Source organism: Paenibacillus sp. FSL K6-0108 (assembly GCF_045040695.1).
Lineage (GTDB): Bacteria > Bacillota > Bacilli > Paenibacillales > Paenibacillaceae > Paenibacillus > Paenibacillus pabuli_B.
Genome location: NZ_CP150288.1, coordinates 6,756,745 through 6,774,339 on the forward strand (window position 1 = coordinate 6,756,745; position 17,595 = coordinate 6,774,339).

Below are 17,595 nucleotides of genomic sequence, written 5' to 3' on the forward strand. Positions count from 1 at the left end.
AGATTACCGGAAGGTATACCTTCACTTCTAAAATAAAGGATGTCTCTGACATATGCCGATGCGGTTGCTGCAATACGGTTTACTCTTAGTTCCCGCGGTCCTGTACATTCTGGTGCTACCCATGGAACAAGAAGATAGCTATACGCTGTATATTATCATTGCGCTAGGACTCGCGGTGTGGAAAGACTTCACCCGATCAGTTATGCAGCGTTTGCTGCTCATGGCCGAAATCCTTTTCAGCTGCTGGCTGATCGCTCGATATGGTCCATTTATGTTTTTCCTCTCCTTATCTGCGCTCTATGTGTATATGTACAGACTGGATGGGGCCCAGCGCTGGTTAATGCTCGCAATTCAGCTTGTCGCCAGCAATATCGCGTTACATTGGTATTACGCCCCACCACAGGGGCTTCTTCCATGGCTTACACTCCACACAAACACGGCCGTTCCCTTCACCTTCACCCAAGAGACAATCGCTCGGGTTGCCGTTAACTTGCTCCTGCTCGTCGCCGTGGCGCTCTCTTGGCAGGGGTCTAGGACAGCGAACAGTCGGGAACAGCTTGAGCAGGTGTACGATAAGCTGCGCAGTAAACATTACGAGCTTCAGGATGCACGCGCACAATTGCTTCAATTCACGAAGCATCTTGAAGGAGCGGCACAGGTTGAGGAACGTACCCGCATATCCCGGCAGCTTCATGATGATATTGGCCATCGCCTGATTCGCACCAAAATGATGTCTGAGGCAGCCCTCCTCACCCTCCCTATACACCCGGAACAGGGCACGGAAATGGTGAGACAGATTCGGGACCAATTGGCTGCCAGTATGGATGACATGCGTACCACGCTTCACAAATTGCGGCCTACCTCTTATATATCCGATGCCTACGCACTAGATCGTCTGCTTGAAGACGTTGGCCGGGAAACGGGTGTGAAGACACATTACGAAGTGCGTGGATATTCACATGTACTCTATCCGAGTATGCAGATGGTCTTGTACAAAAATGCCAAAGAGGCACTGACCAATGCACTCCGTCATGGAAATGCCACTACGATTACTGTGGAACTGGAATTTGGAGAAAGAGAAGTCTGTATGGCCATCAGCAACGATGGGAAGATACACACCCCTTCCACCAAGGAACAAACGAAAGGAAAATATGAAGGATCTCGTGCTAATCCGCGCGTAAAGACAGAGTCTTCAGAACTCGGCATGGGACTTGAGGGAATGCGCCTGCGCACACAATTGATTGGCGGGAAACTGGAGATCAAGCCGGATTATCCCTATACGGTAATCACACGCCTGCCCATGACGAACAAAGCTGAACTCATCTGAAAAAGGAAGTGATTTGCTATGTCTGACATGAATGAATTAAATAACTCGGACCATTCTGTCCACCCGCAGTCCATTCGGCTTGTGCTTGCGGATGATGATTCCTTTATCCGTGAAAGTCTCAAAGTCCTTCTCGGACTCGATCCCGGCATTACCGTTACAGGTACAGCTTCAAACGGACGAGAAGCTCTGGAACTGCTGGAGTCAGGAATAACTGTCGATGTTGTACTTATGGATATTCGCATGCCGGATTGTGATGGAGTTGAAGGTACCCGAATCATTAAGACACGCTTCCCTGACGTGCACGTACTGATGCTTACCACGTTTGACGATGATGAGTATATTATTCAGGCTTTGCAAAATGGGGCCAGCGGTTATTTGCTCAAAAATGTGCCACCTGACCGGATCATTCAGGGCATCAAAACTGTACATAACGGGGATATGTTGATTCATCCTGATATTGCACGTAAACTCGCGACCCTGCTTCGCCCTGCTGCAGTACCTCAGACACATGAACCCATTGACTCTTACGGATTAACCCGCATGGAACTGGCTGTTGCAGAGGCTATATCGGAAGGGCTGTCCAATAAAGAAATTGCTGCAAAACTATTCCTGAGCGAAGGCACGGTCAAAAACTATGTTACTGACATCCTTGGCAAGCTTCGTCTGCGCGACCGGACTCAAATCGCCATTTTTATGTTGAAAAAGTAGCAAAAAGGGTATTTCCCTCGCCTGATATGGCGGAGGAAATACCCTTTCTTCATTACATCTCTATAGATCGTTGCTCCCCCGCTGGGGCGGGCGGCAATGCAAGTGGAGCTTCACCATCAAGCTGCTCTTTCCGACGTCGTGCGAACAACTTCAGACTTACGATATGAAACAAGTTTAGCGGACGCAAGCGGAGCGCCCAAGCTTCATGATCGTTAGGGGCCATGAGCACCCCGAGCTGATGATGCTCGCCTTCATAGATCGCCCGCTGCATGAACTTGCTCTCGCCCTGATGATTGCGTACCTCCAGCTTGCAAAAAGCCGGATTCATGCGCAAGGCGCGATGTAATTGCTCAGGCGAATGTACCATTACGCCATTCACCTTGTACAAGGTCTCCCCAGCTCCAATCCCCAGCTCTTCCGCAGGACTGTCAGGAATGACACCCAGCACCTTCAAGCCGTGCTCAGGGTGTACAAACAGTGGGCTGCGGTTTTGTTCCTCGAAGCCACTGTACCACACCAGGAACTCATGCCCAATGAAAGCAGCCAAGGCTGCGACAACCATGAGCGGAGACCACCATGCAGCCAGGAGACTGAGCACAAGCAGGCCTGTCCCATATAGCAGCAATCGCTTTGCGGAAATCTGCACTTTTTTTCCTGGCAGCATGCTTTGCGTAACTTCTCCAAATCCCAACATAATCGGCAGCGCAACCAGCATGTAGCCATTCCCTCCGCTGATCAAAGCGGTCCATGGCAATGCTGCCCCGCCCGAAACGGGAACAAGAATCAGTAACGGAATCGGCCAAAAATGCTGCAGCTGGTACCCTCCAACGAGCTTGCCGCGTTTGCCCTCGAAGAGCAAAGGCGATGCCATGGATACGCCTTGCATGCGTACCATCAGTGCTTCACCAATATGTAATACAGCTGCGAGCACAAGAAGTGCAGGCATATCCAGCGCACGTAATGCTTCTGTGACATTTCCAATCCATCCTTCCGGCTGCCAGCCGGAGGCCATATTTAAACCAAACTGCAACACACCAAGCAAACCTGCAGCATAAGCAAAACATAGATATCGGATACGGAATAATGCCAAGAATAACGTAGCTGCCCATATACAGATCAGGCTGGCCAGTGTAAGATGTGCCCCAAGAAACAACGACACGACGGAGACCATTACACCGATCACAATACCTCCAAGCACTGCACGGATGGTCTGTGTTATCGAGCTTTGCAGACGAACGTGGAACAACTTACGTTCCTGCAAGAGTTGACGATGATAAACGAGAGCAATCAAAATTACCGCAATATAATAAAACGGCTGAATAAACAACTGCAACAATGCTTCCCCTAATGTGGTTAACCATGGCCAAACCCATTCCATTGTGGACGGTCACTCCTCTCCTTCAGCCGGTTCAGAAAAAAAGAAGGCTGAAAATCAGCCTTCTTTATGGCTTCGACACTGCGGACGAAATATCCTTTGAGACATTTTCGATCGCGCGCTTCAGCTGTGCATCATATTGAGGATTGGCAATACGTTCAATCAGAGCCGCTTCCAGTGATTCCGCGGTTTTCTCGTCAATCTGGCCTGTTGCCTGAATGCCTTTTTGTTTCTGGAATGCTTTGACCGCTTCTTCTGTCTTCTGGTCATAGTATCCATCCACACGATCCGGCTTAAAGTCAAGTCCTCTAAGCATCGTCTGCGCACTTTTCACATCCGTGCTATTGCTGTCATATTTCAAAGGTAATTTTTCTTTGTTGATTGGTGCCACCGAGAAGTAATCCGGCTGATTCACCGCAATATCCGGTTTAATGCCTTTTTCATGAATCCAATCTCCATTCGGAGTCAGCCATTTCGCGATGGTGATTTTCAGCAGGCTGCCATCACCCATCTGCTTGTCATAACTCGTCTGTACGGTTCCTTTACCAAAGGAATTTTCTCCAACCAGCGTTGCGCCTGCCGACTGTTGCAGTGCACCAGCCAAAATTTCCGACGCACTCGCGCTTCCCTTGTTCATCAATACCGTAATGGGATACGATTTGCCTGATCCGTTCGATTTGCTTTGTTCCTTTTTACCGTTCTTGTCTTCGACTTGAACAATAACCTTGCCTTTTGGAACAAATTGCTCTGCAATATCAATAACGACCTGCAAAACACCACCCGGGTCATTACGAACATCAATGATTAGGCCCTTCATGTTCTGCTTCTCCAGCTTCGCCAATTCTTCCTTAAAGCGATCTCCTGTGTTCAGCGAGAATTGGGTGATCGTAATCACACCAACACCGTTATCCTCCATGTGGGCGTACACCGTCTCCAAATCAATGTCATCACGCACAATGACGAATTCAATCAGCTCGGAAGATCCAGCTCGTTTAACCTGTACCTTCGCTTCACTGCCTTTTGGACCTCTGATTTTGTTAACGGCTTTGTTCAATTCCAAACCTTGCAGGGATTCACCATTCACGGACATGATCATGTCTTTGGCGCGAATACCTGCTTTCTCGGCAGGCGATCCTTTGATCGGTGATACCACTACGACATTACCGTCCTGTGAGGATACCTCTGCGCCAATTCCGGTAAACGAACCTTCAATTGACTCCTCGAACTGGGCTGCTGTTTCCTGCCCCATATAATTGGAGTATGGATCACCGAGAGATTCCATCATGCCGTTGATCGCACCATCAATCAGTTTGGTTCGATCCACGTCTTTATAGTAGTTGCTTGAGATCAAATCCATCGCGGTTTCAATCTTTTTCAAATCGTTCTTCTGCTGCGAACTGCCAGTAACGCTGGCGAGCAATCCTTCGCCAGGTGTCGTCTGTGCCAGACCTGGGGAGCTCATCAGCACCAGCGTAAGCAGGCTGCCTCCGAGAAGGGCTACAATGACAAGCAGCAGGGCCGATCTTTTCTTCATCATCCGTTTGTCACCGCCTTTAGTATTGAAGCGTGTCAGATTCAATTGTTCTGTGAATCATTCCCTGAACATGCCAGCTTAGTATATGCCTAGCTTGTACGGAATATGTTTGTTCCATTCCAACTGTTGGCTAAAAACTACAAATAGTTCATTGGATTCACAGCTGTACCATTATCACGGACTTCAAAATGCAAATGCGGTCCAGTGGAGTTTCCGGTATTGCCCGATTCCGCAATGGTATCCCCTTTACTTACCGTATCTCCCTTGCTGACTTTGAACCCGCCTTCACGCAAATGACCGTATAACGTCCATAAACCGCCACCATGGTCAACAATGACTGTGTAGCCATATCCACTGTACCATTCGGCCATAATAACAATGCCACCAGAAGCAGCGTGAACAGAAGTTCCCACAGGCACTGCGAAATCAACACCATTATGCATTTTGCCCACTTCACCCGTAATCGGATGTGTTCGACGACCAAATGGTGAAGAAATACGCCCACCGGATACTGGTCTTGAGAATATGCCACTTCCCGATGAATACGTGACCTCATCACTGGCGCTTGTGCTGACCTTGGTCGGCGCCTTCGCAGCAGCCGCCGCACGAGCAGCAGCTGCTGCTTTTGCTTTGGCGGCCGCCGCCGCTTGCTGCTCACGCAATTTGTTTTTCTCTTGCAAAAGGGCCGAGCGCTTGCTGGCAATTTGCATCAGAACGTCTTCCTGTTCTTGCGTCAGCTCTTCCGACTCTTCAATTTTAGCATCATAGGAAGCGAGAAGCACTTGCTTCTCCTGTTCCTTCTCATTCAATTGGGACTTGCGCTGTTTCTTCTGCGCATACAGACTCTTGGCTTCTGCGTATTGCACATCGAGTTCTGCTTTTTTGTCCACGACGAGCTGCTTGTCCTTTTTGTGTTCATCCAGCAGATGCTGATCCTGATCCACAATCGTTTTCAGTGAATCGGCACGAGTCAGGAAATCAGAGAAGCTTGTGGAACTTAATAACACATCAAGATACGAAACGGCACCGTCTGTATACATCAGCCGTACACGTGATTCAAGTAATTTCTCTCTTGCAACGATACGTTCTTCTGCGGCCTGCAGATCTTTTTTCGTTGTCCGGAGATCCTCTTCCGTATTTTCAATCTGCAAGGATACGTTTGCCAGCTCATCACTAACTACATTGATCTGCTCCATGACGACTTTCAAGTAAGCATTGGTCTTGTTCTTGTAATGTTGAGCTTCCTTTTTGTTGCTGGCAGCCTTTTGCTGCTCCTTTTTGGCCGAAGCCGCCTTGCTCTCCAGTTGCTGAATCTGCTGATCAATGTCGCTAATGCTACTCTTGGCATATCCGTCAGAAGGTTGAAGCGTCAAACTGGCCAATAACGTTAAGGCCAGCAGCGAAGCTGTTTTTTTCAAAATGTGATCCCCCATCCTATGAATTCACAAGAAAGCAACCTGCACAGGTGGTGAACAGCATGTTCTTTTGCTTTCTTTACACGAAAGACTCCGTCTTTACTACATATCGTCAAACAGCGTTCAGTTGTGAACCTGCTTTGCCATTCTTTGTCGATTAAACGTTAAGCGATTTGCGGATGGACAATGTACTTCCCAAAATACCAACCAGCACACCCAGTCCGATCAACAGTGTTCCAAACAGCAGCCAAATATCACCGAGTGGAATCAAATTAAGCATCTGCATGAATACATCCTGACCAATCGTAGCCATCAGGCGGCTGTAACCGAAGAACAGTACCGCTACTGTAATTGCTGAACCGATCAGTCCAATCAATGCCCCTTCAATAAAGAAAGGCCAACGGATGAACGTGTTGGTTGCTCCAACCAGCTTCATGATGCCGATCTCCCGGCGCCGTGCCAGTATCGTTACGCGAATCGTATTCGAGATCAGGAACATGGACATCAATCCCAGTCCCCCGACAAAAATAAATCCGATATTCCGGACAAGCTTCGTAAATTTGAACAACACTTCCACCGTTTCCTTGCCGTAATTCACTTTCATGATTGGCTTCTCCGGGTGTTTATCGTTCAATGCTTCGATTTTTTGCGCCACAAAAGTGACGGTTTCCGGTTCAATGACCTCTACTTCAATGGTCTCCGGCAGTGGATTGTTATCCACATCGAAACCGCTTAGCACGTTGTCTGCACTGTCTCCAAGACGTTCACGGAACTCTTTGAGCCCTTCCTCTTTGGAGACGAAACGAATCTCACTGACTTCAGGCATGGCACTGATTTCCTGCTCCAGCGTGTTACGCAGGCTCTCATCCACGTTCAACTCGAGAAACGTACTGATCTCAACCTGACTGTCCACCTGGTTAGCCATGGAATTCACATTGAGCACCAGAAGCATGAATACGCCCAGAATGAGCAGTGATACGATAATGGACATGATGGAGGCCACGGACATCCAGCCGTTGCGGAATACGTTTTTGAATCCCTCCCGCAGATGGCGCAAGAGAGTACTAAAATTCATAACCGTATTCTCCTCTCATCTGATCCCGTACAATCTGCCCGCGCTCAATCGCGATGACCCGTTTGCGCATGGTATTTACAATATCTTTGTTGTGAGTCGCCATAACGATGGTGGTTCCGCGAAAATTAATTTCATCCAGCAGCTGCATAATGCCCCATGATGTCTCCGGATCAAGGTTGCCCGTAGGCTCGTCCGCAATAATGACAGACGGATTGTTCACGATGGCACGTGCGATGGCAATACGCTGCTGTTCCCCGCCCGACAACTGTGAAGGTTCACGGTTCGCCTTGCTGCGCAGCCCCACCAGATCAAGAACTTCCATCACTCGCTTCTTAATGTGACGCTTCGGTGCTTCAATAACTTCCATGGCAAAAGCCACATTCTCAAATGCAGTCATCTTCGGCAACAGTCGAAAATCCTGAAACACAACACCGATATTTCGGCGTACATAAGGGATTTTGCGTGGTTTTAATTTCCCGATATTAAATCCGTTAATGGATATTTGTCCTTTGGTCGGAATTTCTTCCCGATACATCAATTTCATAAATGTCGATTTGCCTGCGCCGGACGGACCAACGATATAGACAAATTCATTGCGGTCGATCTTCACCGACACCCCTTGTAATGCGTGGGTCCCATTGGCGTAGGTCTTCCACACGTCCTGCATTTCTATCACATCATCACTTCCCGTTGCATAGTTAGCCATTATCATTTCGACACAATCCCGGCATTTCCTTTAAAAAGACCTGAATTTCATCAGGGAAAATCCATTTCACCCCTTTTTCGATGGTGAAGCATGGATTCATATGAATTTTATTGTAACAAATTTGTTACCTATTGAGTACCCGAAAGTTTTCCATCATTGGATCATATATATGGAAAGTGTTACGAATTGCGGAACAACAGAAGTACAAAGGAGCGTACGAATATGAAAAAAATACATTTGACGGTCATTGTGCTGTTCTCCATCCTCTTGATCGGTTCCGCGTCTTATGGGTTGCTGCATATGTACGTGAACCAGCCTGCCCTACCCAAAGGCGTAAGTGTTGGGGAATGGTCGGTAGAGGGCGTGAATCGCAAAGAGGTTCTACCGGAATTGGATAAACGATTAAAACAAATGGAGGCGTGGCCGATCACCCTGGAGGTTGAAGATCCTGCACCAAAAGCGATGACGTTCACCGCCGCCCAGACAGGCGCAAGCTACAGTGCGGACGACTTCCGGACTGCTGTACAGCAACTGGATGAGGGCAATCTATGGGAGCGCGCTTATGCCCGGTATCATTTCATCAAGGACTGGTCCCTGAAACTGACGTATCATTCAAAATCGCTGAAAGAGCAGCTTACCCCAGCCTGGGAAAAGGAGACCTTCGGTACACCCGCGAACGCCGTTCGCCGCATTACCGCAAGCGACAAAGTCCAGTACATCCCGGAAAAAGGCGTCCGTCGGATCGCCTGGGATGAACTTGCAAGCCTGATGCAGGCTAAACTGCACCGGAATTTCGCTGCACTGGACGATGATGCAGAGCCAGATCCGCTGCTGATTCAACTGCCGTTGTATACCCTGCAACCTGAAGTGACTCTCGATTCGCTGCGCCAAGAGGGAATTGACCGGAAAATCATCCAGTTCTCCACTGGCCTTGGCAACAGCAGTGAAGGGCGGATACATAACGTCAGTGCAGCAGCGCAAGCCGTTAACGGCATGATTTTGCCGCCGAATGGTACGTTTGATTATGAGAAGGTCATCCGCAAGGCGGAGGAAGACTATGGCTTCCGGGAAGCTCCAGTCATCGTGAATGGACGGCTGACCCCCGGTATTGGAGGCGGCATCTGCCAGGTATCCAGCACAGTCTATAACGCAGCATTGTTGACCGGGCTGGACATCGTGGAGCGTCGCAATCATTCTCTGCCAGTCAAATATTTGCCAAAGGGGCTGGATGCCACGTTTGCCTCAGGTTCCATCAATTTTCGATTCAAAAACAATACTGGCAAGTCCCTGCTCATTCATGCCAAAGTGGAAGGTGGAAGCTTAACGGTCAAATTCTTCGGCACCTTCCCGGAAAATGTCAGTTATGCAGTTGAATCCCGTACCATTGAGACATTAAGTGCTCCCGTTAAATATGTATCAAGCAATGTGCTGCCTGCCGGCGCCCAGCAGGTTCTCCAGAACGGTCAGCCCGGATATATTGTGGAGACGGTCCGTACCAAAAAAGTCGATGGCAAAATTGTCGAATCCAAAACCATTACGCGTGACACGTACAAAGCCCAGAACCGTCTAATTGCCCGCTCTGGTCAAACCAATCTGCCAGATCCTCAGGAGCCTTCTGTTGTAGAAGACGGTATCAGCGACACGAAGCAGCCTTAAACTTAACCTAAATAAAAAAGACACATCTCTCGTTCCCCATAATGGGTCCCTCGGAGATGTGTCTTTGGTTAACTGTACAGATTCATTTTGTGTATTTTATCAGAATAAAACCTTTTAATGTCCGCCTGTGTACTCTCCCTGCCCTTCGCCTATAACCATCTTCTCCTTACCCATAAAGAAAGCAGCAATCAACGCAAGTGCAGCCGGGATCGCAGCCCAGGCAAAGAGCTGCACGATAGATGAAGACAACGCATGTGTAATGGCATCCAGCACCTGAGGCGGAATCGCCTTTCTTAGTTCTGGCGACAGCAATGCATGTGGATCGCTCAGATTCACTCCCTGAGGCACGCCGCCTGCAGGAGCACCAGCGCCCCCTGCTTCCGCCGCTGATCCGGCGAGGGCATCATTCATTTTGCGCGTAAACACCTGGCTCTGTACGATACCAAAGATCGTAATGCCCATCGTCATCCCAAGAGAACGGAGGAAGTTAAGTGTGGAACTTGCCGCTCCGCGTCTTTGCGGTTCAAACGCGTTCATGGCTGCATTGCTGAGTACCGAGAATGATGCTCCGACACCGAGACCAATCATCACCATGTAGATTCGTATCGTCCATAGTGACGAGCTTTCATCCAGCGTCGTCAGCAAGCCAAGACCGACCACCAGCAAGGCCAGCGTAGGAATCATAATGTTGCGATATTTGATCTTGGTCATCAGTACCCCACCCATTGAGGCAGTTACGACAGATCCCAGCATCATGGGCAATAACACAAGACCCGAGTTGGTTGCTTTGCCGCCGAGCACACCCTGAATGAAGATTGGAATATACACGGATGCTGTAATAAAAGCCGCACCACTGAACATGCCAATAACGTTACTGGACCAGTACACCCGGTTGCGGAACATGCCAAAGGAGATGATGGGTTCCTTGGCTCTCGTCTCTGCAAACAGGAAGAGCAGTGCTAATACCACAAATCCAGCAAACAAACCAAGGATCTGCCACGAGCCCCAGGCATATGTTTTGCCACCCAATTCAAGCCCAAAGATAAGACAGACTACCGCGCCAATCAGTGTGATGGCACCCAGCCAGTCAATCTGTTGGGATTGATGCTGATGGGATTCCTTGTAGAAAAATGCAATAAACACAAACGCAATCAGACCAAGCGGCAGGTTAATATAAAATACCCATTCCCATGTCGCATACTGCGTAATGTAAGCACCCAATAGGGGCCCAAATACGCTGGACAAGCCAAACACGGCTCCGAACAAACCGCCCAATTTGCCTCGTGATTCCGGTGCGACCACATCAAACATGATCGTAAAGGCAATCGGCACCAGTGCACCTGCGCCAATACCCTGTATAGCTCTGTACATCGTCAGCTCAACGATGGATGTTGCCGTTCCGCATAACGCGGATCCGAGCATAAATACCAGTATGCCGAAAACAAAAAATTTCTTCCGTCCATACATGTCGGATAACTTACCGAAGATTGGCATACCCGCCATCTCGGCCACCATGTAAGCGGAGGTCACCCATACGAATTTGTCGAGCCCACCCAGCTTCCCGACAATGTCGCCCATAGCTGTTGCCACGATGGTATTGTCCATCGAAGCCATCAGTATGCTCAGCAGCAGCCCTGCCAGCACCAATCCAATATTATTTTTACTTGCAACCATTCTACTCAATCTCTCCCATTCACATCCGATTCATATGACTGAATTAGTATATCCGAAAAGTTACGTCGGATAATCAGTCCAAGGACCGATTGCTTTGCACCAAAACTTCCGATTGCGGATGAATGAGCAGAGAAGATCGGTATTCCACTGTACCAATCCGGCAGCCTGGGCCAATTTTTATTTTATCTCCTCGTACAACTTCTGCCTCTGTATACTCCAATTCAATATCATCGCCTTCGATCAACTCTGCCTTGAGTACCGACTTCTGCTCCGAAAATAAACTTTCGAACAGTTTTCCCTTGCCGCTCTTCACTGAAATGATGGAACCGCCCATTTCCCTGACCTCGGATGGACCCATAATTCTGAGTGTCATGTCTTCGGCACTGAGCATACCCGCTATCGTAAAACGGCCATTCAGCTTCATATGTTCCACCTGACAATCACCTGATACATGCAGCTCACCTACTACTTTCATATGCTCAGCTTTTGCATACAGGTTAGATGCATAATTGCTCTCCTGATCTTCGTCGCTGGCAGCAGCCCGCTCCTTCAGGGTAAGTGTTCCTGTAATTTTGATATCGGTTGATTCAAGAGATCCGTATATGACCGATGTACCGGTGCATTTGAATTGATCACAGATCAGATTATCGTTAAAAGACGAATCCCCCACTACCTTGACCTTGCCGTACACACCGCCAGAAGAACTGCCGTCGCCGATAATGCTAATGTCATGTTTTTTATCCAATGAACCAGCCAAATGCTTATTCATATCAATCACTTCCCTTTCTCTCCAGGTCAAAACTAAATTAAAACTTAAATCCGCTGACTGCTGCCCACCTTGGCATCTGGATCAACCTCTAGTTCACCCGAATATTCGACCAACCTGATGTTACAGCCACGACCGATATGAACCTTGCTGCCACGAACAATATCAGCCTCGGTATCTTCCAGCACGATTTCATCCCCCTCAATCAAGGATGTCTTGAAGGATGGGGTACCGCCCAGGCCAATACTTTTCCAAAAACCAGTCTGTTCCTTACGCCGAATATCAATGCGTTCCCCGCCAATCTCTCTTGCCGAAGAAGATGTATGCAGCTTGATCTCTACCGTTCCCGCATTCAGAAAGCCACTAATTTTAATATTGCCCTGTACGTTCAAAGACTCACATTGTACGTCGCCTTCAATATCGATCACACCACCAATATCAATTCGTTCCCCATCTACCCGTCCGCGAACAGTACACTTCCCGTTGACTTCGAGCTCAGGGCTTTGGAGGTCTCCATTAATGGTTGTTAAGCCATCCACACGAACACGAGAACTAATCAAGGGGCCGTTCAGCGTACACATACCGTTGATCGTTGCGCTCTCTGAGCTCAAAGCACCGTGCATCTTCAATGTTCCATTCACATTAAGGGAGGTACAGTCCAGGTTACCGTTTACCTTAGCCATGCCATCAATGGATACTCGATGAAAATTCCCGCCTGCCGTTTGGCTCATGCCCGCTACGTTCAGATCATTGCGCAAATTACGTTCCTCCATATATGATCCTCTCCTTATCCCAATTTGAGTTTTAACTCTTCCATGAACGTCCCCAATGGCTGCCTGAGAACAACCTTCACTCCATTGTCAAAATAAAGCTCTGTTCCTGCCGTTACCAGCATGAATGAAGGGACACCCATCTTGCGAATAAGCACCAGTTCGCTCGGTTTCCCTGTGAAACGATAATAATGCTCGGACATGACATCGATCAGCAGCGAACCCTCCTGGCGGGTAATATCCCCGCTCATTAGCAGCTTATCGAGCACATAGAGCATCATGATCTGCTCCAAAGCGTACAGCGACCGCTCCTGGCCCGCTTCTTTCAACAACTCAAGCGAAACGCTCGAAACAATGTTTCGCTCTAATAGCTGCTGATTGGACATTTCCACTTCACCCAACGTTGGTGAAAACACGTCTGCCAGTTCATCCAGCGACAAGCCGTCTTTCATATTGAGAATTTTGTCAATCCGCATTAAAATCTGTTGTTTTGGAAAAAAAGTTTCTTGTCCTGTATAGGACGACTTCCGAATAAACCATTCCTCCGGAATGAGATTCTTCCGCTTCCAGCGGTACAACTGGCCGTAAGAGATCCCCGTCAGGTCCAGCAATTCTTTTTTGGAGATCAAATCATCCGTCATATATGGCCCCCCTTTGTGTTGAAATCAGTGTAACATAACATTGTTACGTTGTAAAGAAGGCGAAAAACATGGTGAATCGAACCTTCGTTTCTATTCATATCTATTGCTCCCATATAAAAAAATCTACATATTTTCGGAAGCGCTTACTGCCTTCTCCCTACAGTGAACCTTGTTCTTGCATCGGAAGAGATTTACGTATAACCTGTTTACTATAAACACTTTGAGAATGAATTATGAAAGGGGTTACTATAAACATGGCACTTATTCAATGTAATTTTTACTCGGACACGCTTGGTTTAAGCACCAGCATGCATGTCATCCTGCCACAACAAACCCACAATCAGATTGGCATGGAGAACGTATCGGGCCAAGGACTGCATCCCACACTGTATCTGCTGCATGGTCTATCGGACGATGACTCTATCTGGCTGCGCCGCACATCCATTGAACGTTACGTCGCTGACTTGGGGATTGCTGTGGTCATGCCTCAAGTGCATCGCAGCTTCTACACGGACATGGTTGAGGGTGGATCTTATTGGACCTTCATCAGTGAGGAACTGCCCACAATCGCCCGCTCATTCTTCCCCTTATCGCATCAAAGGGAGGATAACTTCGTTGCCGGCTTGTCAATGGGGGGCTACGGTGCATTTAAGCTAGCTCTGCGTAAACCAGATCAATATGCCGCAGCAGCAAGTTTATCCGGGGCACTCGACATGACGGCGCATCTGGATAATACAAATTCCAGCCCACTCTGGCGGGCCGAAATGGAACGGATCTTTGGGCCGAAGATTGCAGGCTCGGAGAACGACCTGCTCCAACTACTGAAGGATAACCAAGCGAGCAGTGGACCTCGGCCATTGCTTTATCAATGCTGTGGTACGGAAGACTTCCTGTATGATCAGAACCAATCCTTCCGTGAAGCCTGTGCGCAGACCGATCTCCAATTGACCTATGAGGAGGAACCCGGTGAACATGAGTGGGGCTATTGGGATAAGAAGATTCAGAATGTATTGAAATGGTTGCCTTTGCGTGAACGAAAATAGCTCCAATCGCTGTTATCGTGTAAATATTGAGTTGAACATAGCCAGATTGTTGTAACACACAAAAAAAAGCAGGCCCTTGAGAAGAAATTCTCGGCCTGCTTTTGCGTTGTATATCTTTATTACATTATAGTAAATGCGTCATTAACCCCGATTGGTGATCCATTGCTCTGTCACTTCCAGCACCTTTTCACTGCGTGCAATCGCCTCAGCCACCTGGTTCGATGCTGTTCCGCCGTACACATTACGAGCATTTACAACCGCTTCTGGTTGCAGCACGTCGTAAATACGCTCATCGAACAATGGGGAGAACTGACGGAATTCATCAATGGTCAGATCCAGCAAATATTTGCCGTTCTGGATACAGTACAATACTGTTTTTCCGATAACTTCGTGCGCTTGGCGGAATGGCAAACCTTCGCCCACGAGGAAGTCCGCAATATCTGTAGCGTTGGAGAAATCCTGATTGACCGCTTGGCGCATCCGGCCTTTGTTGACCGTCATCGTCGCAATCATCGGAGCGAACAGTTGAAGTGCACCCTCCAGCGTCGCTACCGTGTCAAACATGCCTTCCTTGTCTTCCTGCATGTCCTTGTTGTAAGCAAGCGGCAGAGATTTCAATACAGTCAGCAAACCGATCAGGTTGCCGTACACACGTCCTGTTTTACCACGAACGAGTTCCGGAACATCCGGATTTTTCTTCTGTGGCATAATGCTGCTGCCCGTGCAGAATGCATCATCCAGTTCAACAAAACCAAACTCCGTACTGCTCCACAGCACCAGTTCTTCACTCAGGCGGGACAAATGAGTCATGATCAGCGAAGCGGCTGCCAGGAACTCCACAATAAAGTCACGGTCGCTGACCGCATCCAGACTGTTCTCATATACCCCATCGAATCCCAGTTGTTCCGCCACAAAATGACGGTCAATCGGGAACGTTGTGCCCGCAAGCGCACCTGCACCCAGTGGCAGCACGTTAATGCGTTTGTAGCTGTCCATCAGACGCTCCGCATCACGTTGGAACATGGAGACATACGCCATCATGTGATGGGCGAACAGAATCGGTTGCGCACGTTGAAGATGCGTATATCCTGGTACAATCGTGTCGAGGTTATCTTTAGCTTGTCCGATCAGCGCTTCCTGGAGCGAGTGCAGCATGCCAACAAATCCAACCACGCGCTCACGCAGGTACAAGTGCATATCCGTTGCTACCTGGTCATTCCGGCTGCGTCCTGTATGCAATTTGCCGCCTACAGGGCCGATGGTATCAATCAGGTTTTTCTCAATGTTCATGTGGATGTCTTCATCCGATACGGAGAATTCCACTTCGCCTGCACGGATTTTGTGCAGAACGGTGATCAAACCTTCCTTGATCGTCTCTACATCCTCTGCCGGCAGAATACCGCATTTGCCCAGCATCGTTACATGAGCCAGACTTCCTTGAATATCTTCCTCGGCCAGCGCTTTGTCAAAGTTGATTGACGCTGTGTATTCCTCAACCAGGTGATTGGTTTGTTTGGTAAAACGTCCTCCCCACAGCTTACTCACAGTGAGTACTCCCCTTTCGTTCATGGACAAAGCCGCTCCTGCCAGATGTGCAAGAACGGCCCGCCTTGTCAGTTATTATCGTGATGCTTTATATGCATGATGAATTAGTTTTTGTTTTGTTCCACACCGGAATGTACTTTCAAACGCAATGCATTCAGGCGGATAAAGCCCGTTGCATCACCTTGATCGTATGCTTGTGTTGGATCAGCTTCCATTGTGGCAATGTCCGGGTTGTACAGGCTGACAGGACTTTTCACACCTGCGCCAATAACGTTGCCTTTATACAGTTTCACACGAACGGTACCTGTTACATTTTTCTGGCTTTCCGTCACCAGTGCTTGCAGCGCCAAACGTTCTGGTGCGAACCAGAAACCGTTGTATACGAGTGTGCTGTAACGTGTGATCAAGCTGTCACGCAGGTTCATAACTTCACGGTCCATCGTGATGGATTCCATTTTGCGGTGTGCCGTGAACAAAATTGTTCCACCTGGTGTCTCGTATACACCACGGCTCTTCATGCCGACGAAGCGGTTCTCTACCATGTCCACACGGCCGATACCATGTTTGCCACCAAGTTCATTCAATTGCTCCATCACTTGCAGTGGGCTCAAGCGCTCACCATTTAGTGCAACACAGTCGCCTTTTTCGAATTCAAGTTCAACATATTCCGCTTGATCCGGTGCATCTTCAGGTGCACTGCTAAGCAGGAACATGTCTTTGTTCTCATCCGTACTCGGATCGAACCAAGGGTCTTCGAGCACGCCGCTCTCATAGCTGATATGCAGAAGGTTACGGTCAGTGGAATACGGTTTCGCCGCCGATGCGGTTACCGGAATCCCATGTTTCTCAGCGTAAGCGATCATCTCCGCACGTCCTGGGAACTGGTTGCGGAACTCTTCCAGACGCCAAGGCGCGATGACCTGAATGTCTGGTGTCAGCGCAGCTGCGTTCAACTCAAAACGAACCTGGTCATTCCCTTTACCTGTAGCGCCGTGAGCAATCGCTGTAGCGCCTTCTGCACGAGCGATATCCACCATACGTTTAGCGATCAATGGACGTGCGATACTTGTGCCAAGCAGATACTGTCCTTCATAAAGAGCACCCGCCTGGAACATGGGATAGATGAAATCTTTAGCGAACTCGTCGCGCAGATCATCGATATACACTTTCGAAGCGCCTGTAGCGAGTGCTTTTTCCTCCAGGCCGTCCAGTTCATCCTTTTGTCCGATATCCGCCGTAAATGCGATAATCTCTGCATCATATGTTTCTTTCAACCATTTCAAAATTACAGATGTGTCCAACCCGCCAGAATAAGCGAGTACGATTTTTTCCTTAGCCATGTTCAATGGTCCTCCCCAAG

15 protein-coding genes are annotated in these 17,595 nt (G+C 48.6%); 4 read left to right on the forward strand and 11 right to left on the reverse strand.

What is annotated here, in order from left to right; all coding sequences use genetic code 11:
* Window positions 1-52: 52 nt before the first annotated feature.
* Together MHB49_RS30820 and MHB49_RS30825 are read left to right on the forward strand one after the other, a co-directional pair.
* Window positions 53-1,327, forward strand: a complete 1,275-nt coding sequence (locus MHB49_RS30820; RefSeq protein ID WP_405154107.1) for a sensor histidine kinase — start codon at window positions 53-55, stop codon at window positions 1,325-1,327.
* 18 nt (window positions 1,328-1,345) lie between these two features.
* The gene (locus tag MHB49_RS30825; protein ID WP_405154108.1) at window positions 1,346-2,035 is read left to right on the forward strand and encodes a response regulator; all 690 of its coding nucleotides are present in this window, start codon (window positions 1,346-1,348) and stop codon (window positions 2,033-2,035) included.
* A gap of 52 nt (window positions 2,036-2,087) precedes the next feature.
* Here the strand turns inward: MHB49_RS30825 and MHB49_RS30830 are convergent, their stop codons facing one another.
* The 5 genes from MHB49_RS30830 to ftsE all read right to left on the reverse strand — a co-directional run bounded on the left by MHB49_RS30830 (window position 2,088) and on the right by ftsE (window position 8,110).
* Window positions 2,088-3,413, reverse strand: a complete 1,326-nt coding sequence (locus MHB49_RS30830; protein WP_405154109.1) for a PDZ domain-containing protein — start codon at window positions 3,411-3,413, stop codon at window positions 2,088-2,090.
* A gap of 64 nt (window positions 3,414-3,477) precedes the next feature.
* Window positions 3,478-4,947 (reverse strand): S41 family peptidase, encoded by a 1,470-nt coding sequence (locus MHB49_RS30835; protein WP_076287642.1) that lies wholly within the window; start codon window positions 4,945-4,947, stop codon window positions 3,478-3,480.
* 134 nt (window positions 4,948-5,081) lie between these two features.
* The gene (locus tag MHB49_RS30840) at window positions 5,082-6,362 is read right to left on the reverse strand and encodes a murein hydrolase activator EnvC family protein (protein WP_405154110.1); all 1,281 of its coding nucleotides are present in this window, start codon (window positions 6,360-6,362) and stop codon (window positions 5,082-5,084) included.
* A 154-nt stretch (window positions 6,363-6,516) separates the two neighbouring features.
* Window positions 6,517-7,434, reverse strand: coding sequence for a permease-like cell division protein FtsX (gene ftsX / locus MHB49_RS30845; protein ID WP_405154111.1), 918 nt, complete (start codon window positions 7,432-7,434; stop codon window positions 6,517-6,519).
* Window positions 7,424-8,110: a cell division ATP-binding protein FtsE gene (ftsE, locus tag MHB49_RS30850; RefSeq protein WP_095291427.1), complete on the reverse strand. Its 687-nt coding sequence runs from the start codon at window positions 8,108-8,110 to the stop codon at window positions 7,424-7,426. Before ftsE ends, ftsX begins: the two co-directional genes overlap by 11 nt.
* A gap of 252 nt (window positions 8,111-8,362) precedes the next feature.
* Here ftsE and MHB49_RS30855 point away from each other — a divergent pair, with 252 nt between their 5' ends.
* Window positions 8,363-9,796, forward strand: a complete 1,434-nt coding sequence (locus MHB49_RS30855) for a VanW family protein (RefSeq protein WP_405154112.1) — start codon at window positions 8,363-8,365, stop codon at window positions 9,794-9,796.
* Between the two features lie 114 nt (window positions 9,797-9,910).
* On the opposite strand, the gene MHB49_RS30860 is transcribed toward MHB49_RS30855, so the two are convergent.
* The 4 genes from MHB49_RS30860 to MHB49_RS30875 form a co-directional block, all read right to left on the reverse strand.
* Window positions 9,911-11,470 (reverse strand): DHA2 family efflux MFS transporter permease subunit, encoded by a 1,560-nt coding sequence (locus tag MHB49_RS30860; RefSeq protein ID WP_405154113.1) that lies wholly within the window; start codon window positions 11,468-11,470, stop codon window positions 9,911-9,913.
* 73 nt (window positions 11,471-11,543) lie between these two features.
* Window positions 11,544-12,239, reverse strand: a complete 696-nt coding sequence (locus tag MHB49_RS30865; RefSeq protein WP_405154114.1) for a hypothetical protein — start codon at window positions 12,237-12,239, stop codon at window positions 11,544-11,546.
* Between the two features lie 44 nt (window positions 12,240-12,283).
* Entirely contained in the window at window positions 12,284-13,009 is a 726-nt protein-coding gene (locus MHB49_RS30870; RefSeq protein ID WP_405154115.1) for a polymer-forming cytoskeletal protein, read from the reverse strand.
* Between the two features lie 14 nt (window positions 13,010-13,023).
* Entirely contained in the window at window positions 13,024-13,647 is a 624-nt protein-coding gene (locus MHB49_RS30875; protein ID WP_405154116.1) for a YhbD family protein, read from the reverse strand.
* A gap of 254 nt (window positions 13,648-13,901) precedes the next feature.
* On the opposite strand from MHB49_RS30875, the gene MHB49_RS30880 reads away from it, so the two are divergent.
* Window positions 13,902-14,690: an alpha/beta hydrolase gene (locus MHB49_RS30880; RefSeq protein ID WP_405154117.1), complete on the forward strand. Its 789-nt coding sequence runs from the start codon at window positions 13,902-13,904 to the stop codon at window positions 14,688-14,690.
* 141 nt (window positions 14,691-14,831) lie between these two features.
* Here MHB49_RS30880 and argH read toward each other — a convergent pair whose 3' ends face one another.
* Both argH and MHB49_RS30890 read right to left on the reverse strand, forming a co-directional pair.
* Window positions 14,832-16,235, reverse strand: a complete 1,404-nt coding sequence (gene argH, locus MHB49_RS30885) for an argininosuccinate lyase (protein WP_405157277.1) — start codon at window positions 16,233-16,235, stop codon at window positions 14,832-14,834.
* A 104-nt stretch (window positions 16,236-16,339) separates the two neighbouring features.
* Complete coding sequence (locus tag MHB49_RS30890) at window positions 16,340-17,575, reverse strand: argininosuccinate synthase (protein ID WP_405154118.1); 1,236 nt, start codon at window positions 17,573-17,575, stop codon at window positions 16,340-16,342.
* Window positions 17,576-17,595 lie beyond the last annotated feature (20 nt).